20 protein-coding genes and 1 tRNA gene are annotated in these 24,029 nt (G+C 48.7%); 11 read left to right on the forward strand and 10 right to left on the reverse strand.

What is annotated here, in order from left to right; translation table 11 throughout:
• Window positions 1-17 precede the first annotated feature (17 nt).
• The 6 genes from radA to ACNI23_RS14490 all read right to left on the reverse strand — a co-directional run bounded on the left by radA (window position 18) and on the right by ACNI23_RS14490 (window position 7,064).
• Window positions 18-1,337, reverse strand: a complete 1,320-nt coding sequence (gene radA / locus ACNI23_RS14465) for a DNA repair protein RadA (protein WP_420249713.1) — start codon at window positions 1,335-1,337, stop codon at window positions 18-20.
• 186 nt (window positions 1,338-1,523) lie between these two features.
• Window positions 1,524-2,984 carry a DUF3426 domain-containing protein gene (locus ACNI23_RS14470; RefSeq protein WP_420249715.1) on the reverse strand — a complete coding sequence of 487 codons (1,461 nt, stop codon included), beginning with the start codon at window positions 2,982-2,984 and terminating at the stop codon, window positions 1,524-1,526.
• Between the two features lie 75 nt (window positions 2,985-3,059).
• Entirely contained in the window at window positions 3,060-3,584 is a 525-nt protein-coding gene (hpt, locus tag ACNI23_RS14475; RefSeq protein ID WP_420249716.1) for a hypoxanthine phosphoribosyltransferase, read from the reverse strand.
• A gap of 15 nt (window positions 3,585-3,599) precedes the next feature.
• Window positions 3,600-4,061, reverse strand: a complete 462-nt coding sequence (locus ACNI23_RS14480) for an N-acetyltransferase (protein ID WP_420249718.1) — start codon at window positions 4,059-4,061, stop codon at window positions 3,600-3,602.
• Window positions 4,062-4,067: 6 nt separating this feature from the next.
• A complete protein-coding gene (locus tag ACNI23_RS14485; protein WP_420249720.1) occupies window positions 4,068-4,553 on the reverse strand; it encodes a TlpA family protein disulfide reductase in 486 nt (161 codons plus the stop codon).
• A 90-nt stretch (window positions 4,554-4,643) separates the two neighbouring features.
• On the reverse strand, window positions 4,644-7,064 hold the full coding sequence (locus ACNI23_RS14490) for a homocysteine S-methyltransferase family protein (protein ID WP_420249721.1): 2,421 nt from the start codon (window positions 7,062-7,064) through the stop codon (window positions 4,644-4,646).
• A gap of 351 nt (window positions 7,065-7,415) precedes the next feature.
• Here ACNI23_RS14490 and ACNI23_RS14495 point away from each other — a divergent pair, with 351 nt between their 5' ends.
• From ACNI23_RS14495 to ACNI23_RS14535, 9 genes are all read left to right on the forward strand, one after another.
• The gene (locus tag ACNI23_RS14495; RefSeq protein WP_420249723.1) at window positions 7,416-8,384 is read left to right on the forward strand and encodes a sigma-70 family RNA polymerase sigma factor; all 969 of its coding nucleotides are present in this window, start codon (window positions 7,416-7,418) and stop codon (window positions 8,382-8,384) included.
• Window positions 8,377-9,165 carry an HD domain-containing protein gene (locus ACNI23_RS14500; protein WP_420249725.1) on the forward strand — a complete coding sequence of 263 codons (789 nt, stop codon included), beginning with the start codon at window positions 8,377-8,379 and terminating at the stop codon, window positions 9,163-9,165. The genes ACNI23_RS14495 and ACNI23_RS14500 overlap by 8 nt, the downstream gene beginning before the upstream one ends.
• Complete coding sequence (locus ACNI23_RS14505) at window positions 9,162-10,913, forward strand: tetratricopeptide repeat protein (protein ID WP_420249726.1); 1,752 nt, start codon at window positions 9,162-9,164, stop codon at window positions 10,911-10,913. The genes ACNI23_RS14500 and ACNI23_RS14505 overlap by 4 nt, the downstream gene beginning before the upstream one ends.
• Window positions 10,910-11,704: a hypothetical protein gene (locus tag ACNI23_RS14510; RefSeq protein ID WP_420249728.1), complete on the forward strand. Its 795-nt coding sequence runs from the start codon at window positions 10,910-10,912 to the stop codon at window positions 11,702-11,704. The genes ACNI23_RS14505 and ACNI23_RS14510 overlap by 4 nt, the downstream gene beginning before the upstream one ends.
• 30 nt (window positions 11,705-11,734) lie before the next feature.
• Window positions 11,735-12,058, forward strand: coding sequence for a DEAD/DEAH box helicase family protein (locus tag ACNI23_RS14515; protein ID WP_420249730.1), 324 nt, complete (start codon window positions 11,735-11,737; stop codon window positions 12,056-12,058).
• 23 nt (window positions 12,059-12,081) lie between these two features.
• Window positions 12,082-12,166, forward strand: a tRNA-Tyr gene (locus ACNI23_RS14520).
• A 165-nt stretch (window positions 12,167-12,331) separates the two neighbouring features.
• Window positions 12,332-12,763 carry a ribose 5-phosphate isomerase B gene (gene rpiB / locus ACNI23_RS14525; RefSeq protein ID WP_015853529.1) on the forward strand — a complete coding sequence of 144 codons (432 nt, stop codon included), beginning with the start codon at window positions 12,332-12,334 and terminating at the stop codon, window positions 12,761-12,763.
• Window positions 12,764-12,900: 137 nt separating this feature from the next.
• Entirely contained in the window at window positions 12,901-14,880 is a 1,980-nt protein-coding gene (gene tkt, locus ACNI23_RS14530; RefSeq protein WP_420249732.1) for a transketolase, read from the forward strand.
• 132 nt (window positions 14,881-15,012) lie between these two features.
• Window positions 15,013-15,963, forward strand: a complete 951-nt coding sequence (locus ACNI23_RS14535) for a GxxExxY protein (protein ID WP_420249734.1) — start codon at window positions 15,013-15,015, stop codon at window positions 15,961-15,963.
• 54 nt (window positions 15,964-16,017) lie between these two features.
• Here ACNI23_RS14535 and ACNI23_RS14540 read toward each other — a convergent pair whose 3' ends face one another.
• The 4 genes from ACNI23_RS14540 to ACNI23_RS14555 form a co-directional block, all read right to left on the reverse strand.
• Window positions 16,018-16,659, reverse strand: coding sequence for a DUF4145 domain-containing protein (locus tag ACNI23_RS14540; RefSeq protein ID WP_420249736.1), 642 nt, complete (start codon window positions 16,657-16,659; stop codon window positions 16,018-16,020).
• A gap of 3 nt (window positions 16,660-16,662) precedes the next feature.
• Window positions 16,663-16,944, reverse strand: coding sequence for a BC1872 family protein (locus ACNI23_RS14545; protein WP_420249738.1), 282 nt, complete (start codon window positions 16,942-16,944; stop codon window positions 16,663-16,665).
• 150 nt (window positions 16,945-17,094) lie between these two features.
• Window positions 17,095-17,310, reverse strand: a complete 216-nt coding sequence (locus ACNI23_RS14550) for a YtxH domain-containing protein (RefSeq protein ID WP_420249740.1) — start codon at window positions 17,308-17,310, stop codon at window positions 17,095-17,097.
• 55 nt (window positions 17,311-17,365) lie between these two features.
• On the reverse strand, window positions 17,366-21,052 hold the full coding sequence (locus ACNI23_RS14555) for a DUF748 domain-containing protein (protein ID WP_420249742.1): 3,687 nt from the start codon (window positions 21,050-21,052) through the stop codon (window positions 17,366-17,368).
• 161 nt (window positions 21,053-21,213) lie between these two features.
• Between ACNI23_RS14555 and ACNI23_RS14560 the strand changes: the two genes are divergently transcribed.
• Entirely contained in the window at window positions 21,214-21,822 is a 609-nt protein-coding gene (locus ACNI23_RS14560) for a DUF4390 domain-containing protein (protein WP_420249744.1), read from the forward strand.
• Window positions 21,823-21,835: 13 nt separating this feature from the next.
• Window positions 21,836-24,028 (forward strand): sensor histidine kinase, encoded by a 2,193-nt coding sequence (locus ACNI23_RS14565; RefSeq protein WP_420249745.1) that lies wholly within the window; start codon window positions 21,836-21,838, stop codon window positions 24,026-24,028.
• Window position 24,029: the final 1 nt, after the last annotated feature.

Here is a 24,029-nt window from a genome sequence, read left to right on the forward strand (position 1 = left end):
GAATTTTCCTAAATAGCTTATTCAGGACCGAACAACTTTGCCTGCAGCTCATCGAGAGTGCGGCAAGTCTCTGACTGAAAAATCGGTCCGTAACCCAGACGTTTAGCCTGCTTGAGCCTTGTTTCCCCGCCTGATGCGGGCCGGATGCGCCCGTTTAAGTCCACCTCGCCCCAGAAAACAGCCCCGGGCTGCAATGGGCGGTCATAAAACGAGGACAGCACAGATGCCACTACACCCAGATCCAATCCGGGATCACGCATGGCCAGGCCGCCGCCGATCTTGGCATAAATATCCAGCTGACCCAAGTTCAAATTTAACCGTTTTTCCAGCACAGCCAGAATAAGGTTCAACCTGTTAGTATCAAAGCCTAATGCTGTGCGGCGCGGAATAGAAAGTACAGTTCGGCTGGCAAGTGCCTGCACTTCCACGGCAAAGGGCTTATGCCCGTCCATTGCCATGACCACAGCTGCACCGGAACAGGAATCATCACGGTCACCAAGAAAAAGAGTCGAAGGATCTTCAACAATCTCCATACCGGACTGGCGCATGGAAAAAACAACCAACTCGTCACTGGGACCGAATCTGTTCTTAAGAACCCGCATGATGCGCATCATGTGCTTGCGGTCACCCTCAAGGTACAGCACCGTATCCACCATATGTTCCAGCAGCTTCGGACCGGCAATCTGTCCGTCCTTGGTCACGTGCCCTACAATAACCAAGGTAGTGCTGGTCTTCTTGGCTGCTTCCACCAGCTCGGAGGAAACAGCACGCACCTGACTGACACTGCCGGGGATTCCGTCTGCCCGTGGAGAGGTCAAAGTCTGTACCGAGTCGATGATCATCAGATCAGGCTTTTCCGGAGCCTCCAAAATAGACAGAGCTTCTTCCGCATTGGTAGAAGCTACCGCCATAAGGCCGGATTGCAATACACCCAGACGATCCGCCCTGCCCCGAATCTGGGCCAAAGATTCCTCGCCGGAAAAATAAACCGCCTTATTGCCCATGCGGCACTGCTCTGCAGCCAGCTGTAACAGCAGAGTAGACTTGCCGATCCCCGGCTCACCGCCCACAAGCACAGCACCGCCCGGAACAAAGCCCTTACCCAGCACAGTATCAAGAGGCTTGAATCCGGTTGACCGTGCTTGGGTGTGTTCAACAGGGATGTCTGCCAGCGCAACAGCCAGGGAGTCCGCAGGAGCATGACTCACGCCGCCCTTACGGCGCACAACCACCTTCTCCTGCAAAGTGTTCCACTCTCCGCAGCGAGGGCACTGGCCCTGCCATTTCAAGGCCTGCGCTCCGCAATTAGTACAAACAAAAACGTCTTTAGTTTTCATGGTGGAAACCTTAAATTAAATTCGCATAAAAAAAGGCGGGAGATTCAGCTTAAAGCCATATCTCCCGCCACTAATTAACTTGTAATCAGCACAATCTCACAAGCTATGCCCAGATAAAAAACTACTAAAAGTTTTTGGGATTCTTAAACCCTTTGCAAAAGGGTTTAAGCCGCCGGAGGCATGCCTTTATTTCTTAGGCGGATTCTTGGCATCTACTACGTTGATGACATACTCTTTAACTGCAGGCGAGGGCTGAAAGAAAACAACCATAAAAGGCGTATCCATACCCGGCTTGAGCAGTGTGTTGTTGGAGAGTATGCCGACCTTGGAGCCAAGTCCGGCCTCGATTTCTTCTTTGGACTGCACTTCCAACTGGAACAGAGAAAGTGTGTTTCCGCAAAGCAGTCGCTTGGAATCAAGCACCTGCCCTTTATCATCGAAAAGCTGCGCTTCAACTTCAATCAGCTCTTTGGGCTGGCTGAAATTGTTAACAACCTTACCTTCAATAATAAACAGCTGTCCGGCTTTATCATTGTTGACATAGAACTGGCGCAGATCCTTAAAGGAGAACTTGCTGAACCGCTTGGAAGGCGGCTCGTTAGAATCGGTTGTTCCGGCATCTTCAGAGGAAACGAAGGGGATGCTGAACGGCAGGCTTTCCCAAAGCTTGAGATACCATGCGGCTCCTGCACCACCGGCAAAAAGAATCAGGATAATCAGGGTAATGATCAGCCCTTTCTTACCTTTTTTCTCTTTTTTCTTGGATGATGGAGAGTCGAGGTTGTCATCGAGATCAAAGCCGGTAGCTTCGTCATCAAGATCAAAACCGGCTATTTCGCCATCATCAAGAGCGAGACCGTCATCTTCTTCCAGATCCTCTTCGGAGAAGTCCTCTTCCTCGAAGTTTTCACCGTCTTCAAAATCTTCCTCTTCGAAAGTTCCGTCGTCTTCTTCAACCTTTTCATCATCATCGAAAAGATTGTCGTCGGAAAGATCGGCACCGTCATCTTCATCGCCGAACAGGTCGTCATCGTCAAAGAGGTCATCGCTTTCCTCTTCAACTTCTGCACTGTCAGCAGGAACGGAAGCGTCTTCGGCATCATCATCGCTGCCGAACAGCTCATCGTCTATATCGAAATCATCCTCTTCCGCAGGAGCTTCCTCAGCGGCAGCATCTGCAAAAGGGTCATCATCGTCATCAAAAAGGTCGGCCCCGATTTCAGCATCATCAGAATTATCATCAGACCCGAAAAGATCATCTTCAAAGTCGTCAGAATCCTCTGCTGCAGCTTCGCCAGCCTCATCAGTGCCGATATCACCGAACGGATCTTCGCCAAGCTCTTCACTCAATTCGTCAGCGGCCTCGTCAAAGAGGTCGTCCAAATCAGGCTCTGGCTCCGGTTCGGGTTCTGGCTCCGGCTCTGGCTCGGATTCCGGTTCAGGCTTGGGTTCCGGCTTCGGTTCCGGTGCAGGTTTCGGCTGCTCCTCTTCAAGCATGGACTCAACTTCATCCTCAGGCTCGGGAGCGGGAGGAGTTACCTTAAAAATATTTCCGCATTTGGAGCATTTAACCTTAGCCCCACCTGCCGGAATCTTACTTTCCGGTAAATTGAATTTGGTCTCGCAATTTGAACACGTAATAATCATGGACCACTATACCTGCCATTGAATAGGTTTAACCGACTCTATTTATTACAACTTTAAAAACAGAAAGCCTAAAAACTAGGCATTCTCGAGTTCATACACTGCACTTAAATACCTGTATTTTTCAGCATAGTCCATTCCGTATCCCACAAGAAAGCCATGATCGAGAACAAAACCGGGAAATTCAACTTCCAGATCAATCTCACGACGCTCTCTTTTATCAATCAGAGCACAAGTTTTCACGCTCAGCGGGTTACGTTTGGAAAACACATGCTTAAGGAACTCTACAGAGTGCCCGGTATCAACGATATCTTCGATAATCAGCACATGCTTGTCTGCAATGGAAACTTCAAGGTCCTTGGAAAAATTCATATTTCCGGTGCGGCTGGTTCCTGTGCCGTAGCTGGAAAGACGTACGAAATCGATTTCAGGATCGGAAGACAGAGCCCGGGTGATGTCAGCAAAAAAGAGATAAGCACCTTTAAGCACACATACGCAGACCAGCGGTTCCTGACCGTATGTTTCAGAGATTTCTTTACCTAAAACATTAATTCTTTCAGCAATTATTTCTTTGGAATAAACTTCTTTAAGGCTATGGCCCATGATAGTTTTCCTTGTTTAGTTCAGTTTCATGATCATTGGAATTTCATCGCAATCCGGAAACTGGGGACAGTTAATGCAATCGGCCCAGATTTTCTGGGGCAGCACATGCTTATCTGTTTCCACAAATCCTAGTTTTGCAAAGAACTTCTCAATATTCGTCAATACAAATACGTCGCAAACGCCTAGTTCACGCGCTTCCTGAAGACAGGATTCAACCATCTGTGCACCCAGATTGGAGCCCCGTGCTTCAGGCACAACAACCAAAGACCGCACTTCTGCCAGACAATCCCAGCTTATGGCAAGTGCACAACAGCCGATAATTTTGCCGTCTTCATCTTCGGCCACAAAAAAATCACGCAGATGTCCGTAAATGGAATTCAAAGGCCGGGGCAGAACCATTGCGTCCCTTGTCCGGTCCTTAATGATGGAATGGATGTGCTTGGCATCTCCCATCAGGGCTTTTCTGATCTTAAACATCCGCGTCTACCGATCCTTTAACATCTTGCTAATATATCTTTCAAACATGGTTCCGGGGTAGCTTCCTTCCTTGTCGAAAACCCGCTGCCCCGCAGGATCGTAAAGCATGGTTCTGGGAATGGACTGAATCCTGAAAGCTGCGCCCACATCTTCAGCGGCAAAATAAACCGGATAATTGAACTCCGCACCCTTAAGCATGAATTCATCCACTGCATCACTGTCCTGATCCACCGAAACGCCGATCATTACCAGATCATCATCAGAGAATTTCTTGCGCAATTCAATGAGTTCTGGAATCTCCGCACGGCAGGGAGGACACCATGTGGCCCAGAAATTGACCAGCACGACCTTGCCCTTGTTCTTGGCGATAATTTCCTGAATACCCTGAGCGTTGACAGTGTCGACACCTTCAGCGGTCTCTGCCTTATTGCATCCGGCTGCAAGGACCAGCAGCAGAGCAACCAATATGCTAAATTTATTAAATATCTTCATATATTTCCTCAAACTGAACTCATAGTTCAGTAAGTTATAAACAATCCACTAGCAGATTCCATGAAATAATTCAAAAATCCGCATCCTGCCTTACTGCAGCAGTTTTTTGGTAACCTTAACCGCAGCGACTGCATCAGTAGACCAGCCATCTGCCCCAATAGAGTCACAGAATCCACCGGTAATAACCGCACCGCCGATCATAACCTTGATATCAAGATCGCGTTCTTTGATCAGATTAATGGTGTCTTCCATGCGGACCATAGTGGTGGTCATCAGCGCGGAAAGACCGACAATCCTGGCTCCGTGCTCTTCCGCTGCATTAACGATAGTTTCAGCAGGGACGTCTTTACCAAGGTCGATTACGTTGTAGCCGTGGTTTTTGAGCATCAGGCAGACAATGTTCTTACCGATATCGTGGATATCGCCTTCAACAGTGGCCATGATGATAGTTGCCTTTTCCTCCACTTCACCGGAGGCTTCAAGCAACGGCTTAAGCTTTTCAAAACCCTTCTGAAGAGTTTCAGCGGACTGGAGAAGCTGGGGCAGGAAATATTCCTTGCGCTCGTACTTTTCGCCCACTTCCATGATTGCCGGGATGAGGTCTTCATTGACCATGGCAAAAGGCTGACGTCCGCCTTCAAGGTCACGCTCTACTAGTGCGACAATGGAACCGCGGTCACCCTTGACCACGGCATCGAAAAGGTTTTCCGCCCCGGACTTGTCTGCTTTCTTACCGCCCGCGGCTGTACCGGACTGACCGCCGTCACCGGAAGGAGTCCACTCCGCATAACGCTCAATATACTGTTCGGCCTGCGGATCGCGGCAAAGCATAACTTCGTTGGCGTAAAGAGCTTCACGCAAACGCACAGAGTTGGGATTCGAAATAAAAGCAGCCATACCCTGTCCCTGACAAAGGGTCAGGAAACTGGAGTTAAGCAATTCGCGGGCCGGAAGACCGAAAGAAATATTGGACAGGCCCAGTACTGTGGGCAGATTCCATTCCTCTTTGCAATGCTTGATGAAATCAAGGCAATGGCGGGCAGCCATAGGCTTGGAGGATACGGTCAAAGCCAGAGCGTCAACCATGATCAGCCTGCGCGGAATTCCCAGATCGTCAGCCTGCTTGAGCAGTTCGGAGACAACCTCAACTTTCTCAGCACATGTGATCGGCAGCTTGCTTCCTACGATGGGCAGCAGGATAAACGGGGCACCGAATTTTTTACACAGGGGCCCGAGACGTTCCATACGTCCGGGTTCACCGCTGATGGAGTTAACCAGCGCAGAACCGGGGTATTCCCAGAGAGCGGCTTCAACCGCATCCGGGTTGGTGGAATCAATTGAAAGCGGTGCTGAATGCTGGGCAAAAATCTCTTTAACCAGCGCGGGCAGAATTTCCACCTCGTTAACCATGGGAGCACCGACGTTTACATCCAGAACAGGTGCCCCGACAGCAATCTGCTCTTCGGCAAATTTCATGGCTTCGGTAAACTGGCCTTTCTGAAGTTCCGCGATAAGCTGCTTCTTGCCGGTGGGGTTGATGCGTTCACCGATAATAACGCCGCGCTGCTCAAATCCGATCTTTACGGACTGGGAACGGGAAGTCAGCACCATCTGGCAATCTTCCTGCGGCACAGCGCGCTTCCACTTGGCACCGTCTACTTTATTGCGCAGGGCGCGGATATGATCCGGGCCTGTTCCGCAGCAACCGCCGATAAATTTAGCACCGACATCCACAAACTTGGCAGACTGTTCGGCAAAAGGCTCAGGCTGAAGACGGAAAACAGTGTTGCGGTTCTCGTCCAGTTCGGGCAGTCCGGCATTGGCCTCAACCAGAAGAGGAGAGGAAAGGCGGGGCTGCATATTTTCCAGCACTTTCAGAATCTGCTCCGGTCCGGCCGAACAGTTGGTACCCATAAGCTCAACACCCATGTTCTGCATGGTGTCGATAAAAGTTGCGGGAGATGTTCCGGTCAAACACGCTGACGGAGACTCAAAAGTCATGGATAAGGCCACAGGCAGATCGCAAACTTCACGAGCGGCAATAACCACGGCCCGTGCTTCAGCGAGATCAAAATGAGTTTCACCGAGGATCAGGTCAACTCCACCTTCTACAAGGCCGGTGATCTGCTCTTTGTATATTTCGACCATTTCCTTAAAGGTCATCTCACCCAAAGGCTGTACAAAATGTCCGGTGGGACCTACACTACCGGCAATAAATACATTATCCCCGCCGACAGAGCGGGCAAGAAGAGCCATTTCACGGTTCAAACCGATTACATCAACATCTGCGCCGAGCTTGGGCCTGCTGCCGCCGAATGTGTTGGTGGTCAGCACATTGGCCCCGGCATCAACGTAATCCTTGTGTACGGATTTAATTACCTCGGGGCTCTGGAGTCCAAACAGCTCAGGAGACATGCCTGCAGGAAGTCCACGGCTCTGCAAAAAGGTTCCGTAACCTCCGTCAAAGAAATAGATTTTATCGTCACTGAGGGCTTTGCGAAAATCAGGCATGTCGAACGCTCCACTTTTTATTAAATTTTAATCTCAGCCAAAAGGCTGATCATCATTTTACTTTTTGATGAGTATAGTCCTGTAGAATAGTCCCGTGCAGCAACATGTCCACTATAATTGGCATGAACAGGCTATGCCGCTCTGACCTTGAATTAATTATTTTGAAAAAAGATACAAAAAATAGTTCCTGAGAACTCCGAAAGAAGGGCATAATGCGTTGAAAACGCTTCTACTTAAAAACATTGAAAAGGACAAATAAAAACTATACCCTTACAAGTTACAGATTAGAACTTTTGTTTACAATAAAATATTCAAATAATTTCAGTAGAACAGGAAAATATAAACTGGCCAATGTCATCAAAAGAAGAACCGTTAGAGCTTGAACCTGTTGAAAATGAAGAGGTAAAACTGCCGCCCAAGGACGATTTTCTACCCACGCCCCGCGCTAAGGGTGAAGTCGCAACCAAGGACCCTCTTCACTTGTATTTACAGGAAATCAGCCGTTTTCCCCTCTTAGAGCCGGACGAAGAATTCCGACTTGCCAAGCGTGTGCAGGAAAACGGAGACCAACAGGCGGCCTTCAGGCTGGTATCCTCGCATCTCAGGCTGGTGGTTAAGATCGCCATGGACTTCCAGCGCCGCTGGATGCAGAATGTGCTTGACCTTATTCAGGAAGGCAACGTGGGCCTGATGAAAGCCGTCAATAAATTTGATCCCGACAAAGGCATCAAGTTCTCATACTATGCTGCCTTCTGGATCAAGGCGTATATCCTTAAATACATCATGGACAACTGGCGCATGGTTAAAATCGGGACCACCCAGACCCAGCGCAAACTTTTTTACAATCTGAATAAAGAACGCCAGAGACTACAGGCTCTGGGCTTTGATCCAACCACCTCCGAGCTCTCAAAAAAACTGAATGTCAGCGAAGAGGAAATTACTGAGATGGACCAGCGTCTGGCCAAGAACGACCTCTCCCTGAACCTGAAGTTCGGCGAGGATTCCGAAGCCACACGAATGGATTTTCTGCCTGATCTTGGCCCTGGGGTAGAAGAAACCCTTGCCAACAAGGAGATTTCCACATTACTGCTTGACCAGCTCAGGGCAATTGTTCCAAATCTCAATGAAAAGGAACAAGTGATCCTGAACGACCGCCTTCTCTCCGATTCCCCCAGAACACTGCGGGAAATCGGTGAAGAGTTCGGGGTAACGAGGGAAAGAGTTCGCCAGATTGAAGCAAGACTGCTGAAAAAATTGAGGGAACATCTGGCTGAATCAGTTAAAGACTTTTCACAGGACTGGATACCTGAAAATGAATAAGCTGCTTACCGATCTTAAAAAAGAAGCAAAGGCAATGGCTTCGGCCCTGCCTGTACCGGTTTTTTACCGAGATCTGGAAACCCAGATTGAATTTGCAAGGGATATGTTTTTCGATCACCCGCTGATCATCAGGCTGCAGGAAGACGTTCTGCCCTTTCTTTATGATGAATATGCTCACGGCATCTACCATTCCAAAAAGGTAGCAATCGAAGCCGGAGCCATCATCCTTAAGGAAGGCGATGATATGGACGGAGACCGCGTACGTGAGCTGGTCCTGCTGGCCCAGTTCGGCGGCCTGCTCCACGACTGCTGCCGCCTTGATGAAAACCACGCTATCCGCGGTTCTGAAACATCAAAAGTAATTCTCAACAATTACCCTCTTTCAGAACGCAGCAAGGAACTCATTGCCGAGTCCATTGCCCGCCATGAAGCTTTCAAACCAGAAAAGCCCATTGAAAACGATCCGGAGCTGGCTCTTTTGAGCGGAGCTCTTTATGATGCAGATAAATTCCGCTGGGGACCGGACAACTTCTCCACCACCCTGTGGGAAATCTGCGACTACGAAGACTGGACAGTGAAAGAAATCATTGAAAAATTCCCCAAGGGACTTGAAATTATCAAATCCATTGAATCCACCTTCCGCACTGAAACCGGAAAGGAATACGGACCGGAAATGATCGCACAGGGCATCAACATCGGCTCCGCAATCTACGAAAAACTGGTTGAATATTCCAAAGATCCCAAATACCTCCCGCAGGAAGAACCAGAAAGGCTTTTATGATACAAACTACCGGCTCATCACGCTGCCCGCTGAAGGTTGTTGCCGCAACAACCCTTCTGGTCCTGCTTATGCTGCAGGGCTGTGCAACCAAGAATACTGCCCGACCTGAATTTCAGCTTCCGCTGAGTCCTGAAGCGCAGTTAACATACGATTATCTGGTCTACATGGATTACCGCACCCGGCTGGCACAAGCCTATAGCGGCCTGAAGACTCCCCAGAAAATCAATGAGGTTGCGAAGCTGCAAAAAGAAGCTTTGACCGTGTTAAACCGGATCATTGCCGCTGAGCCGCAGGAAAAGCTTTATCTGGACAAATTCGCCTTATACTGGACTTCACAGCAGATAGATGAAGCAAGAGCCACCCTTAAGGAGGCTCTTGCCATATATCCCGACAGCCGGGACCTGAATATCAGCCTTGCCAACACTTATCTGGTGGACAACCGCAATGCTGACGCCGAAGCCGTGCTCAAGGAATTCCTGCTCAAGAATCCGGAAGATCTCATAGTTACGGGACATCTGGCCCGCATCTACCTCGAACAAAAAAAATTCGCGCAGGCCCTTGATATCCTCAAGGTCATCCCCAAGGAGAAACGGACCGCGCAAATCCACTATCTGCACGCCAAATCCAGTGCAGGGCTTGGACTGACCAGACAGGCAATCCGCAGCCTGAAAAAGGCAGTTGATGTTAAACCTGACTTCATTGAAGCATGGGGCGAACTGGCCTACATGCATGAATTGGAGAAAGATTACGACTCCGCGGAACAAATCTACACCAAGATGCTCGAGTTTCCGGATGTTTCCAATCACATCCGCTTGCGTCTCATGGAACTCTGCCTCAAACTGAACAACCCTGAACGGGCTTTAAAGCTTGCCATTGAAGGTCCGCGCAGCAAAGCTTTCCTGCTTGAAGCGGCCCAGTTGTTCATCAGCGGCAAATTCTACGGACAGGCTTCTATCCTGCTGGATCTTTTCGCGCAGCAGAAATCTATCCCTGACTCCTACTATTTCTTCAAGGCATCCATTGCCTTCGAAGGAGAGGACGATCCGGGCAAGGCTCTGAGCTACCTCAATAAAATTTCTCCGCAAAGTGAACATTATGATCGCAGCCTGCAATTCCGGGCTCACCTGCTCATGGACCTCAAGCGCAATAAAGAAGCCCTTGAAATAATCAGGAAAGGTGAAGAAAAGTTCCCCGAAGAGGCTAATTTCTACCTTCTTGAAGCAGGGCTCCATTCGGAAGCCGGCGACAGGAAGGCAGCAAAAGATGCCCTGCTTCGAGGAAATACCAATATCCCCGGACATACGCAGATTCTTTTTCAACTTGGTGTAATGGAAGAACAGGAAGGTAATCTGGACCAGACCCTGAAATATATGGAACAGATCATCTCCGGTTTCCCGGACCATGCTGATGCCCTCAATTTCATTGGCTACATACTGGCTGACCGTAATGAACAGCTCGACCGGGCTATGGTCCTGATCAGCAGGGCCAACAGACTGGAGCCGGACAACGGCTACATTCTCGACTCTCTGGCCTGGGTCAATTACCGTATGGGCAACTTTGAAGAAGCTTGGGAAATAATCAAGCGGGCCATCTCGCTTAGACCCAAACAGCCGGAACTCTGGGATCATTACGGAGATATTGCCGCGGCATTAGGTAAAAAGAAATCCGCTGCAAAAGGTTACCGCAAGGCTATTGAATTAAAACCCGAAAATGCTGAGCAGATCCGCAAGAAACTGGAAGAATTATGATCTCCCGTTCATGCCGCACGGCTTTGATTCTGCTGCTCCTTTTGGTTGCAGTCAGCGGATGTTCCACCCGTTCCGCGATCACTAGTGACCCCGCCGACACCTATAATTCATTTCGCAATGAATACGGGAATTGCAACGCCACGGGTTTAAAAGCGAAAGCCAGCCTTTACTATACTTCAAAAGGCTCAGGACACCGCACTACAATGTCCCTGTGGGGTGATTATGCAACTCCCCTGCGGCTGGATGTACGCGCAGGCATAGGGGCCTATATCGCCCATATCCGCGAAGATGAGTCAGGGCTGACCGCGTTCTATCCCGACCAGAAAACAGCCTACTCGCATTCTTCACCGGTCCGTGCAGTCCATTTGCTTGGCCTGCCCTTTCCATTCTCCCTGAAAGACCTTGCAGGACTTATCTCCGGCTGTTATCCCAACCTGATACCAAAATCATACGACACCGCAGTTCCTGAAAACGGATACCTGCGTTTTACCTTTGACAACGGACCCGTCAGTTCAATCGTGCTGACGGAACAGGGAACCCCGATGGAAATATCGGGACGGGGCGAAATTCCATGGCGCATGGAGTTGTCCTCTTACGAAGAAGACAATTCAGGCAAACTGCTGCCGGAAAAAATCGCTGTATACACAGAACTGGGGGATAAAGCCCTGCTGCGTATAAAATCCCGGACACTCACAGCGCAACCGTGGCAGGCAAAAGCTCTTGAGCTGAAGCTGCCCGAGGGTTCCGAGGAAATCCGTCTCGACCGGAACGGGTATGTCAGAATCGACTAAAATGTTAAGCTTTTCATAACGGAGGGAAGTATGAGCGGGCAGGATTTTAATTCTAATGAAAAAAGTAGTGGACTTCTTGAAAACTTTAAACTAGGTCTCGATGTCTGGCTGGCGGAGATGAAAGGAATCGTTTCAAGACTACTTGGAAATTTCGAAGTCTCACAGCTTGAAAAGCGTCTTGAGAAAGAATATGCGCTTCTTGGAAAAATCACTACAAGTGATGTTGACGGAAACGCAGAACTGTGTAAAAAGCAGATCGAATTTTTCAAAGATGAAATCAGCAGGCTTGAAAAAGAGCAGGCTGCCAAGCGCGATGTTAAATATCGCGATAATGAACGTAAAATGGATATCTAACCGGTAACGGTTTCATATAGAGTGGTGGGGTTCCCGAGTGGCCAAAGGGAACAGACTGTAAATCTGTCGGCAACGCCTTCGGAGGTTCGAATCCTCCCCCCACCACCACTTTGAATCCTCGGTTGATTCCAAAAAAACCAAAAGTACAGGGTGTTACAAACAGAGTTGAGCACGGCCTGATCAATATAGTTCTGCGGGAAAGTTCTCGACAGAACTGTTTTTTTGTTGTGCTACTGACTGTTTTTCTGCACACCCTGCGCGGGAGATCTGGATATGGCCGGTAAAGTTGTAATCGGTTCGGACCACGGAGGGTTCACCCTCAAAGCATTCGCCATCAAACTGCTCAGCGACATGGGTTATGATGTAATCGATGCCGGACCTGAAGAAGCTGTCAGCTGCGACTATCCTGTTTACGCCGAAAAAGTAGCCGAAATGGTTACCGGGGAAGATATTCCCGGAATCCTGATCTGCGGAACCGGACTGGGAATGTCCATGGCTGCTAATAAAATCAAGGGCATCCGTGCTGCCATGTGTACCAATGAGTACATGGCCAAGATGGCCCGTGCGCACAACAATGCGAATATCCTCTGTCTCGGTGAACGAGTGATCGGGCCCGGATTGGCGGAAGAAATTATCCGCGCCTTCATGACTTCCGAATTTGAAGGTGATCGGCACCTGCGCAGAATCAATCTTTTCGATAAATAGTAGATATCCCGTCAGCTTTATTGCCGGCGGGATTCTTTAATTTATAACATTAGACAGCATTCTCCAGGGAAGTGGGGCGGTTAGCCGCCTAGCTTGAATGCTGAATAAAATATCATCACTAATAGGGGACTCAAAAAATGAGTAACAACCAGTTGGACCAGAAAGCGGTCAACGTTGTAAAAGGTTTGATCATGGACTCCATCCGCAAGGCCAATTCCGGCCATCCCGGCGGTTCCATGTCTTCCGCGGACTTCGCCTACGTCCTTTACAAGGACTTCCTTAAATTCGATCCCAGCAATCCCGAGTGGGCTGACCGCGACCGTTTCGTAATGGCTGCAGGTCACGAATCCCCGCTGCTCTACTCCATCCTGCACCTCTGCGGATTCCTGACCATCGAAGACCTCAAGCAGTTCCGCCAGCTGGATTCCATCACCCCCGGCCACCCCGAACACGACATGACTCCCGGCGTTGAAGCCACTTCCGGCCCCCTCGGTCAGGGTTTCTGTGTCGGCGTAGGTATGGCTACCGCTGAGGCTTTCCTCAACGCCAATACCAACAATGACGTTGTAGACCACTACACCTACGTTCTGTCCTCCGACGGTGACTTTCAGGAGCCTGTGGCACTCGGTGCTGCAACCCTCGCCGGTCTCTGGGGACTTGGCAAACTCATCGTTTACTACGATTCCAACGACATCCAGCTCGCAGGCCCCACCAGCAAGTGCGACTGCACCGACTTCAAAAAAGTTTTCGAAGCCATGTGCTGGCACGTAGTGGAAATCGACGGTCACGACCACGAAGCCATCCGCGCAGCTGTTAAAGCAGGCCAGGCTGAAACTTCCAAGCCTACCCTGATCATCGGTAAAACCGTAATGGCAAAAGGTGCCGCTACCTGCGAAGGCAGCCACTCCACCCACGGTTCCCCGCTTTCTCACGAAGAAATCGAAGCAACCAAGAAATGCTTCGGCCTTCCCGAAAAAGAAACTTTCTACGTACCCGAAGATGTTGTTGAACATTTTCAGGCACGTTTCCCCGATCTCAAAGCACTGGCAGCCCAGTGGAAAGAGAAATCCGATGCAGCCCTCGCTGCTGACGAAAAAATCGCTGCTTTCTGGGCACAGGCCAACACCCCCCGTGGCGCGATCAAGCTTGAACTGCCTGAATTCGAAGCAGGTCAGTCCATTGCTACCCGTAAGGCCTGGGGCGCATGTCTCGACGCCATCACCGATTCTCTGCCCACTCTCGTGGGTGGTTCCGCGGACCTCGATCCCTCCAACCAGACTGCGAACTTCCGCAAAAAAGTTGGCGACTTCGCTATCGACGGAAAAACCGCACGTAACCTCGCTTTCGGTGTTCGTGAATTCCCCATGTCCGTTATCCTCAACGGTATGGCTCTCCACGGCGGCGTAATCCCCTTCGGTGCAACCTTCCTGACCTTCTCCGACTACTGCCGTAACGGTATGCGCATGTCTGCTCTGCAGCACCTGCCCGTTATCTACATCTACACCCACGATTCTTTCTACGTAGGTGAAGACGGCCCGACCCACCAGCCCATCGAGCACGTAGCATCCCTGCGTCTCATCCCGAACATGCTGGTACTTCGTCCCGCAGATGCACGCGAAACCGCAGCATGCCTCGAAATCGCCATGGCACAGGAAAAACGTCCCTCCTCCCTCATGCTCACCCGTCAGGGACTGCCCGTCCTCGGCAAAGATGAGTACCCGCAGGTAGAAGAAGGCGTTAAACGCGGCGGTTACATCGTAAAAGATTGCGAAGGCACCCCGGACATGATCGCCATTGCCGCAGGTTCCGAAGTATCCATGGCTATCGAAGCAGCTTCCATGATCGAAGGCAAAAAGATCCGCGTGGTCTCCATGCCTTCCGTAGAACTCTTCGAAGAGCAGGATCAGGAATACAAGGACTCCGTACTTGATCCCAATGTACGCACCCGCATCGCAGCAGAAGCTGGCCGCCCCGAAGGCTGGTACAAATACGTCGGCATGGACGGCGCAGTACTCGGCATCGACCACTTCGGCGCATCCGCACCCGCAGCTCAGCTCGCAGAGAAATACGGCTTCACCGCTGCAAACCTCGCTGAAATGATGAAGAAACAGTTCTAGCAGCTGATTCGATACATAAAAATTGAAAATCCCCCCGGAACGGTTGTTCCGGGGGGATTTTTTTGCCATTGACGCTACTCAAGTAAAATAACTATAAATGGTTTTATAATTTTATTTAATAGGTAGGATAGAATGGACTTATTAACACAGCTACAAGAAAAATCTAATCATATAGCATTATTAGATGAAGAAGAAATACTTCAAGTTGTTAACCATATTGCTATTGCTGAAAAACACTATTTTAATGGACGAGAAAATGACTACCTATTCACAGACGCTGTATATAGAACAAATCAAGCCTTTGAAGGTGCGCTGAAAGAAGCATACAGAGTTATAAGCCAAAAGGACCCCAAAAAATTAACTCCATACAAAATAGAAAAATATTTCGAAAACAACTCCTTGCTCAAAAATCGTGTTCTGCAACTTTTCACAAACTATAGGACAGAGTGGCGAAATCCTTCTGTACACGATCACACTCTCTCTTTTACAGAACAAGAAGCATTTCTGGCAATTGTGAGTATTTCAGCTTTTGCTAATATATTATTTGACCAAATTATTGAAAAACTGGCTTATAACTCTGAAGTAAGCTACCTCAACACAAGCAACTCCAAGCCTCAAATAAACATTGAAGATGATGATTTAACGAAACAATTATCTAAAATACTTCTTTCGTTTTCACCAGAGCATTACAAAAGAGGCGCAGCTCTTCCAAGAATACACGAACTTGAATTAATTGGATGGTTAGCTGCATACATAACAAATATTGCTGAAAATATTTCAGTTGATACTGACGTAATACTTAACGCTGCTCAACACGGAAAAGGCTATCGACCAGACTTACTCATCTCTTCAAATAATGACAAAGTATTAGTCGAAATAAAAATGTCCTATAAGCAGTCAAATGAAATTATCACTATGGGGACAGAGCAGTTAAAAAAATATCTCACCATTTCAGGTATAACTAATGGAATTCTTTACATTCAATCCCATACCCCAACAGACATGACCACCTCTGAGTTCTTTTTCTCTGACAAGAATGGTAATTATAAAATTATCCAGATATACCCTAAAAATTTTGTCTAAAAAAAACCGGAACGGCTGTTCCGGTTTTTTTGACGCTCATGAAAAACATAAAAATTACTTTTTCTTATCTCTATTCTTAATTCCATCAAGCTTACCTTTAGGCAAACTGTTGTACATTTCATCAATCTGAGCAGGCTCAGCAATCATCTTTTCAACAACAAAATTAATCAACTGAAACAAAGGATAGGCAACCTCAAAAGTATCATCAATTGTAATTGCGCCAGCATGAACAGCCTCATTACCAGTAACCCTACAGACATCTAATGCTTGTTGAACTTGAGTAGGCAATCCCTGTTGAACCAATTCTCCAATAGCTGCGTTCAAATTTGTTGCTTTCACATCAATTGAAAAAACCAATTTCTCAATCACCAAACGCAGCAACGCAGTTGCTGCGCGAGGGGAATCATTGAGAATTAATCGAGCTTCATTGTAGAGCTCCCGTAACTCCTCAGGCATGTTTTGATGCGCCTCTGGAGCAGACAACGAACGAGGATAAACCATTATTTCTTCTATCCAGACACTTACTTTTTTACACTTTGAACAGCTTGCCCATTTGAAAGCTATCTCACTTTTAAGACCAGCAACTCTATATGGACTATACTGTCCTTGTTCCTGCCAATGTTGCTGACTATAAGTACCACAGTGGGGGCAAGAAAATGCATCTTTATCTACTTCAGGAACTACAATATTACTCATAACCTACCCCACAATCGCATCCGCCACAGCAACACAAACTGCCAACGCCGCGTGATCACTCTGCCCGGCAAACTCTTTGCCGTCTTTCTTGAGAGTTGCGCGCCAATCGGTTTCAGTCATGCTCCCACGGCTTAAATCTTCGAGCTGAAATTTCCAGCCCTTTTCTTCCATCTTCTCGGTAATCTTCAGGGCCTTGTGGATATCTTCCATTGCTCCTTCGGGCATGGCGTCGCCGAGCTTTTCCTTGAGCAGTTCTTCCAGACTTTCGTATGTATATTCAGCCATTTTATTTCCTCCAAATGGTGCGATTATTCGAAAGACTCAATGAACCACTGAACCAGCCGCAAGTCAATTTCCATACCCTGCATAAAAGAAAACCGCCGGACCAAACGATCCGACGGTTTCAAAGAATCATAATATTGATGCTGGCAGTGACTAGTTATCCATAGCCTCATCAGCTTTCTTTTTCAGATCATCCAATGCACTTTTAGCATCATCACTCACATCGTCCATCTTATCCTTAGCCTGATCCATAGCTTCATCTATCTTCTTGCCGGCCTTTTCTGCAGGACCTTCCTCACTGCAACCTGACATTGCACCGAGGAGTGCTACCAAACACAAAACATAAGCCATTTTTTTTAACCAAGACATATTTTCTCTCCTTTTTTTACTTAAGTTATATATGAAAATCTCAAAACAGACATTATTATTGCAAACCAAGCTCAACACGCGGCCCGGCACCCTTTCCGGTAGCGGACATTCCCTTCAAGAAGACTCGTTCGGGGGCAATGCCGGACTGCTCTACCAAGAAAGTACGCACCAGCTCAGACCTGCGCCGCGCCAGATCAGCCAGCTGCGTATCAGTGACCTTGATGTGATCACGCAGAGCCTTTTCCATATCTGGAACAGGCTGGGCAACCACGATGCCGAGGAAGTTGGTCGGTCTTTCAAAAGTAGCATCCTTGTAGGCTGCTTCCAGATATTCGGGATACTCTTCTTCGGTTATTACGACATCATCAATAGACTTGGGCGCATTCTCGTCGCCTTCAAGTTCAAGGAACTTGGGCATGGCAACCTGCCTGCGAAACTCGGCTTCTTCCATGGCCGGGATATCCTCAGGTGCGGTAAAGCCGCTGATCTCCAGCTTAAGCCCCGGACGATTCTGCATGGCCTTGGCAACTGACTCAATCTTGGACTGCTCGCCTTCCTTGAATCCTGCCTTACCGGCCTCAAAGGCCATAACATCCATATCCTCGCCACCGCCCACCAGAGCACCGATCAGGGCAAAAGGCGAAGTCACAGCCTTGACCAACAGATTGACGATGGCCCGTGCTATTACTTTACCCAGCTTGAACTGGGGGTCGGAAAGGTCGCCCTCTACGGGGATATCGAGCCTGATATTACCGCTGCTATCCCTAAGCAGGGCCAACCCCAAACCGATGGGAATGTTGGGCGCATCAGGATTGTCCACCTTGTTGCCGACCTCAAACTGGTAAATATCGAAAACATTATTCACAGCAATGAACTTGCCGCGCAACTTCACACCCACATCAGAACTGAGCATCCCGGTACTGACCGGGTAGGCAATGAACTTCTCCGTGTAGGGTGAAAGCTGAGTCATATCCAGATTTGCGACGGATACATTAATATCAGTATCCGCTCCTTCAACTGTTGGTTGCAGATATCCCTCTGCCACCAACGGTGATTGCCTATCAAGGGTAGCGTTGAATGAAATGTCCGTACGCTCACCGTGTGGCAGTTCAAGCCCCCGCACGGAAGAGCGCATCTTGGTAATATCCAATTCAAAGGCAGGGGAAACGGTGTAATCCTTAAAGGACACTGTGCCGTTACTCATAAATATTTCATCTATGACAACAACATTCTCCTGCTTCTCTTCTGCTGTAGGCTCTTTAAGTTCAGCAACTCTGGCAGCAGGGGTGCTGCCTTCTGTGGTCGCTACCGCAGCCTTTTCCGCTGCAAGTTCGGCCTGTTCTTCCAAAGCCTCTTCGTCTATAGGCTCAGCACGCTTTCCGGTCAGCATACGTGCAATATTTATTGTACCGTCCTGCTCTCGCTCTAGATTGGCCTTAGGTGCCAGTACGGCAATCGAGCCGACCTCGACCTTAAGCGGAGCTGAACGAAAATCAATCTCACGCACGGCTAAATCTTCCAGATGGAAAAATTGCTTGTTTCCCTGATTGTCGCGGATAAGCAGATCCTTGAGCTGAACCTTGCCGGTGTACCCGGCAACAGGTTCATTTGCCGCAGAGAAATCCCAATTACCACGTACATCAACATGCCCGCGGGCAATATTCATCTGCATCTGTGGCGGCAGATAGCCGTTGAAATCCCGCAATCTAAGCTTGCGAAGATGCACACTGCCCTTTCCCTTAAGGGACTGCGGACCTGCTTGTCCGTCTATTTTGATAGAACCGCGCTTATTGATTAGAGCGGAAAGATTCAGCTTAAGTGGTTTCTCTTCCGGAAAAGTCAGCCCGTTAACCCCGATCTTGATATCACTGATGCTGGTGACGGTCTTTTGGGTAGCCGCACGGTCGGTAAATTCAACCCCTGATTCAGAAAGCTGAAACCTGTTCAAAGCCACCTTCCACGTCTCTCCCTCCGCATCAGCAGAATCAACATCTTCTTCCTGCTGCTTAACTGGAACACCAACTTTTTTTGCATTCTTCTGGTGCTGCTCAATCTGCTTGATCAAGTCGATTCCCTTTTTATCGCGCACAAGCCGAATCAGGAGTTTGTTGAGATCAATAGAATCTATGAACACGGACTTTTCCTGCAAATCAACAGTACCGTTGCTCATGGCGAATCCACCAAGACCGATCAAAGTCTTCCCGCCACCCTTGGGTTGCAGATCAAGCCCATTAACATTGACTCTGATATTTTCCAGCCGCACGGAAGTTTCATTCCGAATGCCGACCTGAAAATCACTGCCCAGACCGACCTTCCCCCCGGCAACATCCAGAGGCAAGGGATCGTCCAAATATACATGATAATCAATAATATCCAGATCCTCTACGGCAACAGAACCATTCACGGACAAGGGCACAACAGACAAACCACCCTGACCGCTGATAAGTTCAGTAGCATTGGAACCGATACGAAAATCCCAGCTCCCGACTGCATTCTCTGCAGTGCTCACATTTCCGGCATGAACCATAATCGGCCCGATTTTCTTGTTGAAACCTTTACCGAAAGCATTATCGGTAAAATCCACCAGCCCGTTATTAAGCCTGAAATCCTTGACCAAAGCAGCTACCGCAGGGCCGGATTCTTCTTTGGCTCCGTCTGCGGTTTCTTTTGACTTTTCACCGGCTTCGATGGAAGGAGCAAGAGAATCAAGCAGGTCCGGGCTGCCGTCCTCTTTGAGTCCAACCTTAAGATATGGATCACTCAAACTGACAGATGAAATTTTCAATATACGTTGCAGTATGCGTACTTCCTCTATCTCTACATCAAGGTCTTTAAATTTGAGCAGGGAGGGCCCTTTTCTGGCTGCAAGGTCGAAATTAGTGATATTGGCTTTACCACCGATCTGCACTCTCGGCAGAATAGAATCTCCGCGCTCAAAAGAAAGAACCAGATCGGAACTCAGGCTACCGCTCTTCAGTTCGGTAGTTTCGTAAATAGGCAGATAAGGCCAGTACTCGGCCAGCTGCGCATCTTTAAGAGAAAAGTCGAACTGTGTCTTCAAGCTCTGGTTAAATGGCAGAGTATGGCCCTTCAGAGCAAAAGGAGTGCCATTAATGATCATATCAAGACTTGGCTGAACCTGCTTCTCACTGTCGCGGACAAGGGAAGAGGTAAACGGCACAAACAAATCAAGGCTGGAAATCACATGGCGCACATCACGGACTTTATCGTAAACCTTACAGGTACCGTTGCTTACAACCAGATCACGTACGATAAATGGAAATAGTTCTTTTCCATCCGTATTTGTTTCCTCCGGCTGCTCCTCAACATCTCCTTCTGGAATAAGGTCAGAGATACTGCAGCCGCCCCTGAAAACAGCTAGATCAATCTGAGGGTCCACGATTTTGATTTCATCAAGAATCAAGGAGAGGCGAAACAAAGAAAAAGAATCAAGATTCAGATCAAAAGTCTTAAAAGAGAACAGATTTCCTTCTCCCTCTTTCTTGCCGATTTCAAAGCCATGAACGGTCAGTTGGAGGGTATAGGGATTCAAGTCGACCTGTTCAATACGCACATCCCTGTTCAGCACAGTGGGGAGTTTAGAGAGCGCAACTTTCTTGATGGTAAAGGGGACGAGTAAAAATCCAATGAGAGTATAAAAAATGAGCAGTCCGGCCACTATCAATCCGACCTTAGCCGGACGATTCAACCTGTTCCAATGTGTGCGTATTTTTTTGAGCATCTGATTATGATACCTCCGCTATAGATCCTATCTAACTTTTATATACCATTATGATTTGAAAAGACAGTTTCATATCAATTGTAGCACTCTGCAATCATGGTGTTGAACAAATGATTGGCGACTGGTACGTTATGCCCGGAAACGGGAGGAAAATATTTCTAATGAAAGCAGAAACATCAATGATAAAAACAGCTCAGCAAACATGTATGCTCTCCAAAAGCTGGAGAGTCGTGCTCCTGTGGCTGGGCATGTTAACCATTTTCCTCCCGGCTGGCGTACAGGCCAGTTCCCTGCAACTCAAGAATATGGTTCTTGATAATCAGGCCGGTTCCATCATGGCCCGCTTCGGAATTGAGCTTGTCGCCGATGCACAAGTGGAAGATGCCCTGCTAAACGGCATGAAACTTAAACTTGAATGTGATGCTTCCCTTTTTGAGCATAAAAACGTCTGGCTGGACTCAAAAGTCGCTAGCAAAACATATAGTAATAAACTTTACTTCGACTCCCTTTCCAACCAGTTTGTACTGGAGAAACCCGGAGCTAAAATATTAAAACACAAAAGCCTGTCCATACTTTTACGAGAAGAATGGAAAAATTTTATCCTTGATCTTGGCCCATGGTCCACTCTCAAACGCGGGGAACGATATAACCTGCGCCTGAAAGTACGCCTCGACCGCACAGAAGTCCCGGTATGGCTCAAGAACACTCTCTTTTTCTGGTCTTGGGACATAATCCCGGCCGCCACCTACCAGTTGGATTTCACCTACTGATTTTAGAATCACCATGACTGAACAGAATATAAAAATAAGTGTGCCCGACACCAAGGAACGCAAGCGCAGACAGCGGGAATATTACATTGCTTTTTTCTGCCTGCTGGTCTTCGTGGCGCTGGGCTTTGTGCAGCTCAAATACATCGGGGTGAACTCCTACCTTTTCGTCGGTCTGTTCAACCTGAACTTCATCCTGCTGCTGATTGTCCTGTTCATCGTGGTCCGCAACGGAGTTAAGCTGCTCCTTGAGCGACGGCGCAGGGTGCTCGGTTCCAAGCTGCGAACGCGCATGGTCCTCTCCTTCATGTCCCTTTCCCTTGTACCGACCCTGCTCATGTTCTTCATGGCTATGCAGTTCGTGCAGATTTCTGTGGATTACTGGTTCAAGAATCAGGTTGAAGAATCCATGGTCCAATCCCTTGAACTGGGAAGAGCTTTTTACGCCTCAGCACAGGAGGGATTGGAACGGCGCGGAGAAAACATCCTCGGGACCATCAAGGAAAGCCGCTATGCATGGGGCGGTAAATCCATGAAAAATTTTCTCGGTAAAAAGCTTGGAGAATACGACCTAGGCTTGCTTGGAGTTGTGCGCCCGGACCGTAAAAAAATCAACTGGTACTCGCAAGGATCATGGGACAAGGCATGGTCGGAGATCAATGCCAAGGTTGATTGGGACGATATGCAAAAGAATCCCCGCTTCTGGTCCACAATCCACCCCATGCCCGGTAACGATATGGTTATCGGTATCCTGCCCGTTGATGAAGGTAAGACAGGGTTTCTGATCATCGGGGAAAATATCGGGCAGGGAATGCTCTACAAGCTGGACCGGATCGTGCGCGGCCTTGATGAATACAAGCAGCTCAAGACGCTGAAATACCCACTCAAGATGAGTCTTTATCTGACTCTGGGTGTTACCACCCTGCTGATTATCCTCGGGTCCATCTGGTTCGGATTCCGTCTTTCCAAAGAACTTTCCGCTCCTATTCAGGCTCTGGCGGCAGGTTCACAACGCATTGCCCGCGGTGACCTTTCCGTACGTCTTGAAGACCGTTCCGACGATGAACTGGGCTTCATGGTCCAGTCCTTCAACCGCATGGCCGAAGACCTTGAAGACAGTCAGAAAAGCCTGAAAACAGCCAACGACAGGCTGGCGCAGCAGAATCAGGAGCTGGAACGCCGGGGCCGCTATATGGAAGCGGTTCTTAACAACATTACCGCCGGGGTTATCTCTCTCAACGAAGAAGGCAAAATCAGCACCGTCAACTCTGCCATTGAAGAGATGCTTGGCATCGAAGCACGCTTTGTTCACGGAAAAGATCCGCTGGCCCTTCTGCCGGAAGGTGATCTGGCCTCGCTTATTGCCGAAGCACGCTCGCACATGGCAACCAGTCCCTTCTCACAGTGGCAAAGACAGCTTTCCCTCACCGTGGAAGGAAGGCACAGAAAATTTCTGGTCAACGTTGTAGCCCTCAAGGCCGGGGACTCCAGCACCGGTATCGTAGCCGTGTTCGAAGATATTACCGAACTGGAAAAAATGCAGCGAATTGCTGCATGGCGCGAGGTTGCAAGGCGCATCGCCCACGAAATCAAGAACCCTCTCACGCCCATCAAGCTTTCGGCCCAGCGGCTGCAGCGTAAATTCGGACAGGAGATCGAGGATACTGTTTTCCGGGAATCCACAGACCTGATCATTTCCCAGGTTGAACATCTGCAACAGATGGTTCAGGAATTTTCCGCCTACGCCAAATTGCCGGAAGTACGGCTCAATCCGGACAATATCGGCCCTCTGCTTGAAGAAGTGGTCAGCCTTTACCGAAACAGCCACAGCAACATTGAATGGTCACTGAACTTTGACGGAGAACTCCCGCAGTTGGAACTGGATCGCGAGGCCATGCGCCGTACATTGATCAACCTGCTGACAAACGCAGCGGAAGCTTTGGACAGCTGCGAATCACCGTCAGTATCCATCACCGCCATGCATGATGCCACCCTCGGCTGGTTGAGAATCGAAGTTCAGGATAACGGTCCCGGACTCTCCGCTGACGAACGCTCCAGAATGTTTGAACCTTACTTTTCAAGTAAAAAGAGTGGAACCGGGCTGGGTCTGACCATTGTCAAATCCATTGTTACTGATCATCGCGGATTTATTAGAGTCAAACCGGCTGATCCACACGGTACCATCTTCGTTTTGGAACTGCCGACCTGAT

Origin of the sequence: Maridesulfovibrio pacificus (SeqCode), assembly GCF_048612815.1 — a bacterium.
In the GTDB taxonomy this organism is placed as follows: Bacteria; Desulfobacterota; Desulfovibrionia; order Desulfovibrionales; family Desulfovibrionaceae; genus Maridesulfovibrio; species Maridesulfovibrio pacificus.